Annotated in this window: 12 protein-coding genes and 1 pseudogene; all 13 read left to right on the top strand. The window is 68.5% G+C overall.

Going from position 1 to position 13,045, the window contains the following annotated elements; all coding sequences use genetic code 11:
* The first annotated feature begins 46 nt into the window (after positions 1 to 46).
* The 13 genes and pseudogenes from Sco07f_RS35890 (at position 47) to Sco07f_RS35825 (ending at position 13,045) form a co-directional block, all read left to right on the top strand.
* On the top strand, positions 47 to 487 hold the full coding sequence (locus tag Sco07f_RS35890) for an ATP-binding protein (protein WP_108990341.1): 441 nt from the start codon (positions 47 to 49) through the stop codon (positions 485 to 487).
* Complete coding sequence (locus Sco07f_RS35885) at positions 487 to 1,803, top strand: carboxyvinyltransferase (protein ID WP_174855468.1); 1,317 nt, start codon at positions 487 to 489, stop codon at positions 1,801 to 1,803. Before Sco07f_RS35890 ends, Sco07f_RS35885 begins: the two co-directional genes overlap by 1 nt.
* The gene (locus Sco07f_RS35880) at positions 1,800 to 3,032 is read left to right on the top strand and encodes a bifunctional UDP-sugar hydrolase/5'-nucleotidase (RefSeq protein ID WP_108990340.1); all 1,233 of its coding nucleotides are present in this window, start codon (positions 1,800 to 1,802) and stop codon (positions 3,030 to 3,032) included. Before Sco07f_RS35885 ends, Sco07f_RS35880 begins: the two co-directional genes overlap by 4 nt.
* Positions 3,032 to 3,571, top strand: a complete 540-nt coding sequence (gene dcd / locus Sco07f_RS35875; RefSeq protein ID WP_108990339.1) for a dCTP deaminase — start codon at positions 3,032 to 3,034, stop codon at positions 3,569 to 3,571. Before Sco07f_RS35880 ends, dcd begins: the two co-directional genes overlap by 1 nt.
* The gene (locus Sco07f_RS35870; RefSeq protein ID WP_108990338.1) at positions 3,568 to 4,104 is read left to right on the top strand and encodes a dCTP deaminase; all 537 of its coding nucleotides are present in this window, start codon (positions 3,568 to 3,570) and stop codon (positions 4,102 to 4,104) included. The genes dcd and Sco07f_RS35870 overlap by 4 nt, the downstream gene beginning before the upstream one ends.
* The gene (locus tag Sco07f_RS35865) at positions 4,101 to 5,216 is read left to right on the top strand and encodes a glycosyltransferase family 4 protein (protein WP_108990337.1); all 1,116 of its coding nucleotides are present in this window, start codon (positions 4,101 to 4,103) and stop codon (positions 5,214 to 5,216) included. Before Sco07f_RS35870 ends, Sco07f_RS35865 begins: the two co-directional genes overlap by 4 nt.
* A 111-nt stretch (positions 5,217 to 5,327) precedes the next feature.
* A complete protein-coding gene (locus tag Sco07f_RS35860) occupies positions 5,328 to 6,371 on the top strand; it encodes a serine hydrolase domain-containing protein (protein WP_108990336.1) in 1,044 nt (347 codons plus the stop codon).
* Between the two features lie 68 nt (positions 6,372 to 6,439).
* On the top strand, positions 6,440 to 7,075 hold the full coding sequence (locus Sco07f_RS35855) for a DUF4365 domain-containing protein (RefSeq protein WP_244942224.1): 636 nt from the start codon (positions 6,440 to 6,442) through the stop codon (positions 7,073 to 7,075).
* 1 nt (position 7,076) lies between these two features.
* Positions 7,077 to 8,207: a hypothetical protein gene (locus tag Sco07f_RS35850; RefSeq protein WP_108990334.1), complete on the top strand. Its 1,131-nt coding sequence runs from the start codon at positions 7,077 to 7,079 to the stop codon at positions 8,205 to 8,207.
* Positions 8,208 to 8,896: 689 nt separating this feature from the next.
* Positions 8,897 to 9,177 (top strand): annotated as a pseudogene (locus Sco07f_RS40925) (cysteine hydrolase family protein); the annotation flags it as partial.
* A gap of 168 nt (positions 9,178 to 9,345) precedes the next feature.
* Positions 9,346 to 9,750 (top strand): CU044_2847 family protein, encoded by a 405-nt coding sequence (locus Sco07f_RS35835; protein ID WP_108990373.1) that lies wholly within the window; start codon positions 9,346 to 9,348, stop codon positions 9,748 to 9,750.
* A gap of 3 nt (positions 9,751 to 9,753) precedes the next feature.
* Positions 9,754 to 11,958, top strand: a complete 2,205-nt coding sequence (locus tag Sco07f_RS35830; RefSeq protein WP_108990332.1) for a VMAP-C domain-containing protein — start codon at positions 9,754 to 9,756, stop codon at positions 11,956 to 11,958.
* A gap of 49 nt (positions 11,959 to 12,007) precedes the next feature.
* Positions 12,008 to 13,045, top strand: coding sequence for an AAA family ATPase (locus tag Sco07f_RS35825; RefSeq protein ID WP_108990372.1), 1,038 nt, complete (start codon positions 12,008 to 12,010; stop codon positions 13,043 to 13,045).

Raw genomic sequence — 13,045 nt, 5'->3', positions numbered from 1 at the left:
CCGGAGCGGTTGCCTGGAGCAGCCGCACCGACCCTGGAGGCAGCTCGTGAAAGCGCACCAGTTCGCACTCTCCGTATCCGCCACACCGACCGCGGTCACCGCCGCCCGGCACCGGGCCGTGGACGCGATAGAGGGTTGGGACACGGTGCTGGACGACGAGGTGGTGCACACCGCCGAGCTAGTGATCAGTGAGTTCGTCACCAATGCGGTTCGGCATGCCGAAGCCGGCCCGGTCTCCCTCTCCGTCCGTCTCGACGAGCAGTCACTGCGGATCGAAGTCTGCGACGACTGCTCGGAGCTGCCCCGGCCGGGTCTCCCGGATCCGTGTAGCGAGAGCGGCCGAGGTCTGTTCCTCGTGGCCGCGCTCGCGGATCGATACGGCGTCGAGCCGACGGCGGTCGGGAAGTGCTGCTGGGCCGAGATCTCACTGCCAGCCAACACAGACCAGCCGATCGTGTCCCCCCTTGTTTCGCAGAGGAGTCGCTGATGACGACCACTCGCATCCCCGGCGTGGCCGCCGAGGTGATCGCCGTACGTCCGGGCCCGCCGCTCAATGGCGTCGTGACCGTCGACGGCTCCAAGAATGCAGCGCTCCCGCTGGTGGCCGCCGCGGCTGCCCTCGGCCGTCCGGTGAGGCTGAGCAACATCCCTGCCAACACGGACGTTCAGACCATGCTCGCGCTGCTCCAAGAGTCGGGCTGGCACGTTGCGCAGCCGGTCGGGAAGCCGACCGCGGCGGTGATTCTGCCGACTGAAATCCAGCCCGTGCGCCCCCACCTGCCCCAGGCCGCGCGTATCCGCGCCTCGTACTACCTGGTGCCGGCCCTGCTCGCCCGGCACGGAGAGGCACGGCTGCCGTGGCCGGGAGGCTGCCGGATCGGCGCACGCGGGATGGATCTGCACTTCAAGGTGTACGAGGCGTTCGGCGACCGGAGTGTCTTGGATGATTCCGGATATCGCGTCGAGGCCGCCAGACGCCGCAACGGCACCGTGTCCCTGATGCTGCCGTTCCGCTCGCGCGGGGCGACGGTGGCCGCCCTGCTCCGGGCCGTCACTACCGGCCGACCTCTGCGGCTGGGCGAGCCCAATCTCTCGCCGGAAGTGCTGTATGTGCTGGAGGCCCTGCGGGCGGCGGGCTGGGAAACCCGGGCCAGCGAACGCCTGCTCACCCTCTCGCCGCCGCCCTCGGCACCGAGCGACGCCGCATGGGTGGTACCGGGAGACAAGGTGGAGGCAGGGACACTCGCCTGCGCAGTCGCCGCCACCGGCGGAAGCGCGCGCATCCGAGGCGCGCGAGCTGACGACCTGGCCCCCCTCGTAGCCGCCCTGCACCGACTGGGAATCTCCGCCGTCAGCGAGGCGGACACTCTCACCGTGAACGCCCAGGACGGCCGCTTGGCCAGCCACCCCTTACGGGCCACCGCCTCACTCAGCCCGGGCGGCTTGGACGCCGACTTCGAACCACCACTCATGGCACTGGCCCTCGGCCTGCCCGGTACCCACCTGTTCGCCGACGCCATCAACCCGGGCCGCCATGGCAATCTTCTGCCGCAGTTGGCCCGCCTCGGGGCGTTCATCGAGGAGATCTCCTCCACCGCGTGCCGCCTTACCGGTCCTCAACGGCTGACCGGGACGGGCGTGGAGGCCACCGACATCCGAACCGGATCCGCCCTCATGGTCGCCGGCCTCACCGCCCAGGGCGTCACCACCCTTGGCGGTCTCGACCAGCTCCGCCGCGGCCACGCCGACCTACCCGGCAAGCTCCACACCCTGGGCGCCGACATCTGCGAGGTCACCCCATGACCGATATCCGCTCCCTGCGCCAGATCGTGGCCACCACCGACGTCCACTCCACGCTGGGCAACGCCGCATCCTTCCTGACTCACCTCCACCACCTCCGCCCCACCTCGCTCGTCGTGGACTGCGGCGACTTCTTCGAAGGCTCCGGTTACTACCGCCTCGCTCACGGCTCGATCGAGCGTGAAATCCTGCTCAAGCTGTACGACGTGCTGGCCCCCGGCAACCACGGCTGGCCCCACCACTTCGAACCCGAGATCCACCAGCTCTCCGTCTGCGCCAACGTCATCGACGCAGAGACCGGCAACGCGCTCTTCCGGCGCCTGCGCATCGCCGATATCGGTGGTCGGCGCGTCGGTGTAACCGCCGTGATCGGACGGCAGGCTTTCCACTCGATCCCCTTTGCTCAGCGAGCCGGCCACCGCGTCACCGATCCCGTTCAATCCCTGCATGAGCTGATGCTTGCCCACCATCACGAGGTGGACGGCTGGGTCCTCCTCAGCCATTCCGGGTTCGAGGAGGACGTCGAACTTGCGTCGGTCTGCCCGTTCCTCAACGTGATCTTCGCGGGGCACTGCCACAGCAACCAGTACGGACCCATACGCGTGGGAGACACCCTTGTCGTCAAGGGCCGCGAACTCGCCGACGGTTATGCGATCGCCACTTCCGTGGGCGCGGGCTGGGGTGCCGGTACCACTCGCTTCCCGGACCACCCGCCGGGCCCCGTTCCCGCTGAGTTCGCAGACGTGACAGCGCATATCGGCGAAGTCGAGGAGCAGTTGTACGAGGTCCTGGGACAGGTACGGACGGTCTTCCGCCGCCAGTCCCTCGACCGACGCGGCGTACTCCTCGACCTCACCGCTCGCCTGCGCACAGCACTCGGTGCAGAAGTGGTCCTCCTCAACGAGACCGCGCTGCGCTCCGTACCACTCGGCGACACCCTCACCATGGGCGACCTACTCTCCATCGAGCCGTTCGCCAACCAGTTGGTGTACGCCCACGTACCGGAACCTGACCGCCGCGACCCCTGCGGCCTACTCGCACGCCTGACCGCTCAGGACGGCCCCCTCGTCACTGCCCCCGAACCCCTGCCGGACGCCATCACCACCGTCCTGACCACCAGCTACATCGCCGACAACCACCTCGGCGGACGCACGAACGAAGCCAGCCTGCGCCTGGACCAGGCCATCCAGCACGTCCTCACTACGCCCAACCCCTCGGCCGGAGGCAAGTGATGATCCTCACCGGTCCCGAGATCACCACAGCCGCCCACGACGGCCGGATCTGCATCACCCCCTTCGCCGCCGACCAGGTCAACCCCAACAGCTACAACGTCCGACTCGGTCCCACCCTGATCACCTACACCGACGAGGTACTGGACGCCCACCGCCCCAATCCCACCCGCGAGATCACCATCGGCCCGGACGGGCACGTCCTCCAACCCGACGAGCTCTACCTCGGCCACACCCTCGAAGAGGTCGGCTCAGACACCTTCGTCCCCCTGCTCTTCGGCCGCTCCTCCGTCGGCCGACTCGGCCTGTTCGTCGAGATCACCGCGCCCATCGGTGACATCGGCTTCCACGGCCAGTGGACCCTCATGCTCACTCCGACTCGACCGCTGCGGGTGTACTCGGGCATGAAGATCGGACAGGTCATGTTCTTCGTCTCCAGCGGCCCCATCGACCTCTACCGGGGTAAGTACCAGGCCGCCATCGGGCCTCAGCCGTCGGCCTACTGGCGCGACGTTACAAAACTTCGGGCGGTGGCTTCGTGATCCTCACCGGACCCGGCATCGCCGCCGCCGTCCAGGCCGGCGAGATCACCATCGATCCGTACGATCCCTCCCGTCTCTCCCCGAACGCCTACGACTGGCGGCTCGGCAACAGGATCCGCATCTGCGACGGTGACCTCGATGCCGCTACTCCCACCGCCTTCATGGAGCGACCTATCCCCGCGACCGGCCTGGTATTACAGCCACGGACGCTCTACCTCGGCGTCACGTTGGAGAGGACCGGCTCGGAGGCGTACGCCCAGTTACTGAACGGCGACCGCACCACTGGTGCCCTCGGTATCTGGGTTCACGTATCGGCCCCACTCGGCCACCAGGGCCACGCCATCCGCTGGACCTTGGAAATCCGCGCCGCCAGATCCGTGCGTGTCTATCCAGGGATGACCTTCGGCAAGCTCGTGTTCCTCAGCGCCTTCGGCGCCCCGGCCAGCTACCAGCAGCAACCCGCCAAGTACGCGGCGACGGACGGCATCGACATCTCCCGCCTCTACGAAGAGATCCATGGAGGAGTCCTGTGAACCCCCGAGAGGCCGCCGGACCGCTGGCAGCCACTTTTCTTGACCTGCCCGTTGGAAGCCCCGGCGGCAGCGTCGAACTCTTCCTCGACCTCTACACCGGCGAGAAGCCCTTCATCCCCGCGAGGGCCTTCATGCTCGCCCCGGCCGGGTCCCGTCCCCAGACGCCGGACGGCCTCGACCTGCTCAGCGCTGGCGGCAAGTGCCTGGAGGGGTCGGCCTTCAACCGGTACGTCGCCCACCTGCGCAGAGCCCTGACGACCGCGCTCAAGCCCTCTGAGATCGGTGTCCTCCACCTGCACCACCTCGCCTTCGGCGCCACCCCCGCCCTGATGAGGGCCCTGCCAGCGCACCCCCGCATCGCCCTGGTCCACGGCACCGACCTGATCTTCGCCGAAGCCCACCGCGACCAGCTCCAGGTCCTGCGGGCGACCGCCCGAGCCGCCGACGCCATCGTCGTCCCCACTGGCGCCATGGCCGACCACCTCCTCAAGCTCGCCCCGCAGACCGACCGCCGCAAGATCACCCACATTCCCTGGGGCATCCCCGACCGCCTACTCGTCCACCCGCCCACCTGCACCGCCCACACGTCCAACAGTCATCTCCGCCTGCTGTACGCGGGCCGGCTCACCGCAGAGAAGGGCGTCGAAGCCCTGATCCGGAGCGTGGCCACGCTCCAAGGCGTCGAGCTGTCGATCGCTGCCCCGAGCGCCGAGTTCCGCGCGCTGGCCCCACGGCTGAAACGGGCCGGAGTGAGGGCCCGCTATCTCGGCTGGCTGCGCCGTTCCCGGCTGTGGACAGCGTTCGCCGAGCATGACGTGCTCGTCATGCCCTCCACGACCCTGGAGGCCATGGGCCTGGTCGCCCTGGAAGCCCAAGCCTGCGGCCTTCCCGTGCTTTACCAGCCCGTCCCCGGCCTCAGCGAATCCCTCGCCCGCTCCGGCATGGCCACCGACTTCACGCACCCCTCCACGCTCACCCAGGACCTGGGCCGTCTGCGAACCGAACCCGGCCTCCTTGCCGCCCTCAGGCAGGCCGGATTCGCCAACGCTGCCCGGTACCCACTATCGAAGACCGCCCGAGAACTGTCCGACCTCGGCCGCCATCTCGTCTAAGAACCAGCCGGGCCGGGCAATGCCCCCGCGACCACCGGCACGCCGGTGCCCGGCCCGCCCGGCCCACGTCACTACGCTGGCGGCTGGGATGCCCGCACGAAGAGGGAGACCATGCCGTACCGCATCGAGCGCATCGAGAATCTGCTGAGCGAAGGCGTCCGTGACAAGGTCTATCCGGGCGCAGTGTGGGCTGTCGGCGACTCCGGCGGAGTCCGGGCAACGGGCACGACCGGGGTCCTGGACCCCGACGAACCTGATGTGAGGATGCGGCCGGACACCGTCTTCGACGCCGCCAGCCTCACCAAGATCCTTGCAGTGTGGGCCTCCATCGGAGCCCTATGGGAGGACAGCGTCCTAGACCTGGATGCCCCACTAGGTACTTTCTGGGGCGAGGTCACCGGCCACCCCCTCGGTGCTGTGACCGCCCGCCAGCTCCTGGCCCACACCGCCGGCCTCCCCCTCCGGGCCCAGCTGAAGAACCTCTACGGCACCGGCCCCGCCAGCATCCGCCGCGGGGTCCTGCACGAAGCCCTCAACCGGTCGCCCGGCGAAGCAGTCGAGTACACCGACCGGGCCGCCCTCATCCTCGGCTACCTTGCCGAACACCTGTCCGGCCGACCTCTCGACCAGCTCTGCGAGACGAGGACCTGGCGCCCGCTGGGCATGGACTCCACCCGCTTCGGTCCACTGCCCGCCGACATTGCGCACCGATGCGCCCCCACCGAACTGGACCAGGACACCGGCACCCACCTCAAGGGCACCGCCCACGACTTCTCCGCCCGACTCCTCGGCGGAGTCTGCGGCATCGCCGGCACCTTCACCGTCCTCAAGGACCTGACCGTGTTCCTGCGCTACATGCTTGACCACACCACAGCCCCCGTCGAGGCTGGCTTCGGCGCCGAGTGGTGCACCCACTCCCTCACCGTGCAGACCGGTGGGCTCCAGCCCGAGCGCGGCCTGTTCTGGCACCCTGCCGCCGACACCACCGACGAGGAGGACGTCTGGGTCCATTACGGCTTCACCGGCACCGGGATGTGGGTCTCCCCCACCCAGGACCGGTGGGCAGTACTGCTGACCAACAAGCTCTACTACACCCGCGATCGCCAGCCGCTGACCGACATCCGCAACGCCTTCCGCCAGGAAGCGTTCGCCTGACCTCTCCATGCGGCCCAGAGCGAAACGCCGATGCCATTGACCACGAACGGCTTCAAGGACGAGGACCCGTGGCCCTGCTCGACACGCCTGGCGCAAAGGAGGCGTCGACGCCTCCTGCCGAATATGCAGACGTCGAGGCCCTGTTCCCACATGCTTCGCCCGCGCCTATTCTCGCGATTAAGCGGCGAGGGGGAGGGCGCGTGGCAGGCGAAGCGACAAGCTGGCAGAAGGAACAGATCAGTCGCGCGTACGTACACGCTCTCGCTTCCCAAGGCGGTTACACCGTGGGCGAGTGGAACGTCGACAAGGACGGTGTGGACGTCACGCTCCGGGATCGCGGTTTGATGGTCGACTTCCAGCTCAAGTGCACCCAGAGCCCTCGGGTCATCCGAGGCGGGTACAGCTTCGATCTGGATATCGAGACCTACGACAAGTTGCGCAGCACGGAGCGCTCAGCGCCTGGGCACTTGGTGCTCTTGGTGGTTCCGCCCAACCTCGAACTCTGGGTCACCCAGCACTCCGATTCCGTCGTGCTCGCCTGCCACGGATATTGGGCCTGCTTGCACGGCCGCGACTCGGTGGCCAGTCGTGCCACGACCGCGATCAGTCTCCCGGAGGAGCAACAACTCTCCGTGAAATCCATGCGCGGCATGTTCGACATGGCACGCAGCATTCTCCTGTCCGGCAGCGCGGGGGTGCACTGACATGGCTACTGACACGCTTCCCTTCGGGCCCGACGAGATCCGGAGCTATCTCAAGGTCACAGGCTGGTCCACCGTGTCCGGCAGCGATGTGGCCGAGCTCTGGCGTCTGCCGGGACCGACCGAGGAAGTCGTGCTCGTCCCTATGAAGCAAGGAGCACCGGACTTCGGCAAGCGCGCACGTATGCTCGTCGAAGATTTGGCGCGTGTCAGCGCGGAGGACACACGGACAGTGCAGGCCGCCATCGCGTCCGTGTTCCACGACGTCACGGACCTCAGGGCCTCCCACCCCACCATCCGCGACGGATCAATTCCCCTGGACGCCGGATTCGAGCTGTTCCAGTCCGCCAAGCGCCTCCGCGTGGCATCGGCGGCAGCCACCATCCGCCGCCAGGGACACTTTCGGAATTTCCCCACCCGTGCTCGGGAGCAGGCCCGCGATGTCCGCCTCGGGCAGACCCGCAAAGGCTCCTACATCGTGCCCATCATCAGCCAGGCTCGGTCGCCGCTGGACGTGTACGAGCGGGGACAGGAACAGATCGACGTCGAGGTCGAGGAGACGCTCTTCGATCGACGCGTCACCGCGACCATGTCACGTGCTCTGGGCGTGTTGGGGGAAATGGCCGGTGCCGAGCGGGTCCCTACTCCCAGCGAAATCACGGATTCCATCGGAGAGGGCGTCTCGTACGAGCTGTGCCAAGCCCTGTCCAAGGTCGTGAACAGCGACGCGGTAGACACCCTGGACGTCACCTTCAACTGGTCCCGCGTGGCTGCAGCTCCACCCGGCACACCACGCGAGGTGGAGTTCAACCACGATGCCATCGCCATCGTGGAGCGAGTGTCAAACCAGCTGAAAACGAGTGTCTACAGCCGCGAGAACGTGCTTTTCGGCCTGGTCACTCACCTGAACCGGCATCCTGGTGACGAGACAGGCAGGGTGGGCGTCCAAGCCCTCATCCAGCGACGCAGCCGCACGGTGTGGATGGACCTCCACGACGCCGACTACCACGAAGCAGTCCGCTGCCATGACTCCGGCATCCCCGTGCGCGTCCGCGGGGTGCTCAACAGCCCGCCCGGAGCATCAGCCACCATGCAGGTTGCCGACTTCGGACCGGATCCGTCCCTGGGGCGGTAGCCGCTCGCCCCTGCTGACGCGAGGCGCGCCCGGTCAGTGCCCTCCCGGTCGACCTCTTCATGACGACAGGCACACCGGGCATTGGCCTGGCGGCAAGCTCTAGACACGTAGGCTGTTTGCCGGACCTCACGGGAAGAGGACGATGCAGTACTGCGAACGCCACGAAATGCACAACTGTGCGGACTGCGCTCCATTCACACCACGCAGCGGCGTGCCCGCCAGCGAATGGGGCGAGTGGCCGGCGACTGCGATCATCATTCACGCCAGTGGCAAGGCCCACCTCCCCGGCTGCGGGCACATCGATCCGGCCGACATTCGACCACCCCTCTACGGATGGGTGCTCACTCCCTCACCGGGAGCATGGCGCCGTCTCGCACCTTCCAACCCGCTACATGCCACGCAGGGCAACACCGAGCGAGCGGCCGTGAGCCGCTGCATGACCTGCGACGCAACGCAGTAGGGAAGACCGAGAGCACTGTACGCATGACCTACCAGCCGGACCCGACCTGCGGACGCCCTACCCGTTCCGGCGACCTCTCCCGCATGTCCCTGGAGTAGTTGTGACCGACTCCGGTAGCCATCCGCTGGCAGTGCCCTTCTCGTCGGGGCCGTCGATATTGTCGACCCTCTGTGCAAGAAATGCTGCGGGAAAGGGAGGAGCTGCCCAAGGCGGTAGCGATGCCCTAGGCATTTCTCGGGTGGACGTGCAGAACGACTTCTGCGAGGGCGGCAGTGTCGCTGTGGCAGGTGGACCCGAAATCGCCGTAAAGGTGCGCGACCTGGTCGGACGCGCCGCGGAGGCCGGGTACCAGCACGTCGTCGTGTCCACCCGCGACCACCACATCGACCCCGGGGACCCTTTCTCCGAGACTCCCGACCGCAAGACCTCCTGGCCAAGGCACTGCGTTGACCGGCACGCGGCTCCGACTTCCACCGAGAGTTCCTCCCCGGAGTCATCATCGGCGCCGTCCTCGCCCAGGAGCCGCCGCTGAACAGGTACGTTCAGGAAGAGGACCAGCCGGTTCTGACGCCTTGACGGAGACCGTCATTTACGTCTGGAGGCCCTCGTTCTGACGGGCTGTGGACGGATTCCGGAGGAAGTTCGGTGCGGCCGCGTCGCTCGGGCACAATGTGGCGCATGCCCGACCACCTCGAAGTCGAACTCGCCGGTGCCGCGATCCGCGTGGAACTCGCCGGTGTCGGAGAACCGGTCTCCGCACTCGCGCCCGCCGCCCCCTCCGCAGACACCGCCGACCTGCCGGAAGGCTTCGGTGCCGTCATCCCGGTCGCCCGCGGTCGACGGGTCACCGTGCTCGCCCAGGACGTGCTCCAGTCCGCTCTGCGGCCGCTCGGCCCGCTGCTCGAAGAGGTCCACACCGCGGTATCCGCCACCGCGCACCCACCCCAGGAGCTGACGGTCGAGTTCGGTATCCAGATCGGCCAAGACCTCAAGCTCGGGATCGTCGGCGCCAACGGCCAGGCGACCATGACCGTCAGCGCCACCTGGCAGAACCAGGGCACCGACGACGCCTCCCCGACGTAGCCGATGGGCTGGTTCAGCCGACCGGCAGCGCCGGTCTCCTACGCCGCACTGCTGCGAGAGAGCGACAAAAAGGCGGCCGGAGCAGCCGCTCTGCTTTCGCCGAACCACCTGCTGACCTGCGCACACGTCGTCAACGACGCGGTGGGGCGGGATCTGCTCTGCGCCGAACGCCCCACCGGCGAGGAGTATTTGAGAATTGCCTTCCACGGCTCCGGCAGGACCTCTCGGTACAGCTGGGCCCGGCTGTCGGTCTGGGTGGCGCCCGAGCCACGGTCGGGCGACGTCGTGTGGGACGGCGATCTGGCGGTGCTCGAGCTGGAGGAGACGGCCCCCGAGTGGGCCACCCCCGTGGTCTGGCGAGACATGACCGAGGGGCTGGAACTCCGCGCCTGGCACGGCGGCGGTGTCGGCATCACCTACGCCGACACCGTGGCCGGCTTCCGGGACGGCCCCGGTTGCTACCTCGACGGCTCCCTGACCGGCGCCGCCATCGGACCCGGCTACAGCGGCGGCCCCCTGAGGGTAAAGTCCGACCGCACCGTCGCCGGACTCGTCATCGCCCAGGTGGTTCCCGGCCAGGACCCCTTGCGAGCGCAGGAGACCGTCCGGCGCAGCTGGGCCATGCCCTGGCAGACGGTACGGGAGCGCCTGACCCGCGCGGGCGCACACGACATCCTCGCCGGATGCGAGGTCGTCGCACCGGATCACCTCGCCTGTACGGGACCGGCCGAGGACTCCGTACGCCAGATGGTCCCGCTGCTGCGGGCCCTGCTGGACGACACGGCGCGCCGTGCCGACCACTGCAGGCACCTCGCCGCCGGCCTCGGCTTGGAGGCACCCTCGGCTGGCGAGCAGTCAGCGCCCACCCTGGATGAGCTGGCCACGCTGCTGCTCACTGAGGAACGGGCACTGGCCACCCTGACGGAGTCGCTGACTCCCGTGGTCGGCGGCCACGAAGACGACCGCACAACGCTGAACGGCCTGCTGGCGCTCGGCCGCGTCGAGCCCGCCGTCAGGCTGCTCTCTGTCACCGAACACGAGCAGCTGCACACCGCCCTGCTCAAGGTCGCCTTGGACGAGCCGGAGCTGATCCCGCGCGCGGCGCATGAGGCCCTGCGGCTCCTGGAGCTCCCGGAAGCGCTGACGCGCTCTCCCCGCTTGGAGGAGAAGGCCGTCGACGCCGTCGTACGGGCGCTGGAGGAGTACCCGGACGGGCGCGGCGCCACGACCGGCTCCCTGCCCGTCCCCGCGCTGCTCCGGCTAGCGGAGTTCGTGGCTGCCGCCGTCGCCGACCCAGACCGACGGTGGTGGCTGCGCGCCTGGTGCGAACGTGTCACCGGACGCCTGGGCATCAGCGTCGCCGCGCTCGCGGAACGCCGCGCGGACGCCGAAGCATGGGCCGCCCGCGTCCCCGCGCCCGTCACGCAGGTCATCGTACGGCTCCACCGGGCGGGAGCCGCCGATCCGGACCGCTTCCTGTGCGAGATCTGGCTCAGTCACAAGGACGGCGGGCGCACGACGGTGGCCACCCCGGAAGACCCCGTGGAGCCCGGGGAGATCGGGCGGCTGATACGCCAGACGGTGGACGGCAACGAGGCGGCGAACGGTCACGCTCCGACGCGCGTCGACGTAGTGGTGAAGGCCGACGGACTGGACATCCCCGTCGACGAGTGGGACGCGGGCAGTGTACTGGGGGACCTCTTCCCCGACCTCGCCGAACTGAGCACGCCGCTGGGCGGCCGCTATCAGGTCACGCTGCGCTGCCCCGACTTGACCGGCAGCGTCCCCACGGCGGCGAGCGAGATGCGCAGACGCTGGGCGGTCGGGGGCGACGGGACACTCGTCGTCGACGAGTCGTGCCACGACATCATGAGCCTGCATAAACTCCTGGACGAACCCCACCGCGACACCGCGCGGGTCGTCCTCCACGGGCCGCCGGAGCGACGACAGCAGCTCCTCCACGTGTGTCTGGCCATGGGGGTACCCGTCGTGCTGTGGGACCGAGACGCCGACTCGCACGAGGACGCGCCCCGAATGGACGCCCTCGACCCCACCGGCCCCCTCGACAAGCTCCCTCGACGACTTCAGGAGTTCCGAAAGTCGCAGTACGCCGCCTCGGCCTCGGACGGGGTGGCGCGACCGGCCCTCATCTGGGAGGAAGGCGAACTGGCGCTGCCAGGACCGCTGCAGCTGGCCGACCCGTCATGACGCACCACACCCACCGGACCCCCGCACCATGGAGAAGGACGGACACTCGATGACGGCCCACGAACCCCACGGGCAGCAGGACACGGCCGACGACGGGCAGGACGCCGACTGGCGGCTGTTCAAGGGCGACGGCCGCGCCAAGACCATCACCTTCCCCGAGGCACCGCCCTGGCGGCGGTTCGGCGGCGACACGGACGGGGAGACGGACACCTCCCACCGAAACCGGCCCTATCTGATCGGCCCTCAGGAAGCGGACGTTGTCAACGCCGCACTGCTGCTCCGCCGACCGCTTCTTGTCACCGGACACCCCGGGACGGGCAAGTCGTCCCTGGCGTACGCCGTGGCCCACGAGTTGTCCCTCGGTCCCGTCCTGCACTGGCCGGTCAACAGCCGCACCACACTCCAGGACGCGCTGTACCGCTACGACGCCATCGGCAGGCTACGCGAGACCAACATGAGCCGTGAACCCCACGGCGGTGACGGCTCCACGCCGCTGGACCCGGGCATCGGCTCGTACTTGCGGCTCGGCCCGCTCGGCACCGCTCTGGTGGCATCGGAGTCGCCGCGCGTGCTCCTCGTTGACGAACTCGACAAGGGCGACGTCGACCTGCCGAACGACCTCCTGAACGTCTTCGAGGAAGGCGAGTTTGAGATTCCCGAGCTCGCCCGTCTCCCAGAGGAACAGTCCTCGGTACGCGTGATGACCGCCGACACCGGCAAGTGGACCGAGGTCGTCCGTGGCCGCGTCCGCTGCTCCGAGTTCCCCGTCGTCATCATCACCAGCAACGGCGAACGGGACTTTCCGCCGGCCTTCCTGCGCCGCTGCGTCCGCCTCGACCTCCCAGAACCGGACGAAAACCGACTGCGCGCCATCATCTCCGCCCACCTTGACCCGAAAGACGGCTCCGGAGCCCACGGCACGCTCGAGATCGACGACCTGATGCGTGCATTCCTCGCCCGTAGAGCGCGCGGTGAGCTCGCGACGGACCAGCTCCTCAACGCCGTGTTCCTCCGGCGTGGCGGCGTCGAACTCGACGCGGACGGACTGCTGGACGCCGTCCTACACCGGCTCGCGCGTACCCTGTGA

This window comes from Streptomyces coelicoflavus (assembly GCF_003112555.1).
In the GTDB taxonomy this organism is placed as follows: domain Bacteria; phylum Actinomycetota; class Actinomycetes; order Streptomycetales; family Streptomycetaceae; genus Streptomyces; species Streptomyces coelicoflavus.
This window is presented reverse-complemented; position numbering and strand designations above follow the sequence as displayed.

Excerpts from the sequence above, each read along its gene's own strand:
- Sco07f_RS35835 (WP_108990373.1), top strand. The coding sequence starts at position 9,346 with ATGCCCGACCACCTCGAAGTCGAACTCGCCGGTGCCGCGATCCGCGTG.
- dcd (WP_108990339.1), top strand. The coding sequence starts at position 3,032 with ATGATCCTCACCGGTCCCGAGATCACCACAGCCGCCCACGACGGCCGG.
- Sco07f_RS35885 (WP_174855468.1), top strand. The coding sequence starts at position 487 with ATGACGACCACTCGCATCCCCGGCGTGGCCGCCGAGGTGATCGCCGTA.
- Sco07f_RS35830 (WP_108990332.1), top strand. The coding sequence starts at position 9,754 with ATGGGCTGGTTCAGCCGACCGGCAGCGCCGGTCTCCTACGCCGCACTG.
- Sco07f_RS35880 (WP_108990340.1), top strand. The coding sequence starts at position 1,800 with ATGACCGATATCCGCTCCCTGCGCCAGATCGTGGCCACCACCGACGTC.
- Sco07f_RS35860 (WP_108990336.1), top strand. The coding sequence starts at position 5,328 with ATGCCGTACCGCATCGAGCGCATCGAGAATCTGCTGAGCGAAGGCGTC.
- Sco07f_RS35850 (WP_108990334.1), top strand. The coding sequence starts at position 7,077 with ATGGCTACTGACACGCTTCCCTTCGGGCCCGACGAGATCCGGAGCTAT.
- Sco07f_RS35825 (WP_108990372.1), top strand. The coding sequence starts at position 12,008 with ATGACGGCCCACGAACCCCACGGGCAGCAGGACACGGCCGACGACGGG.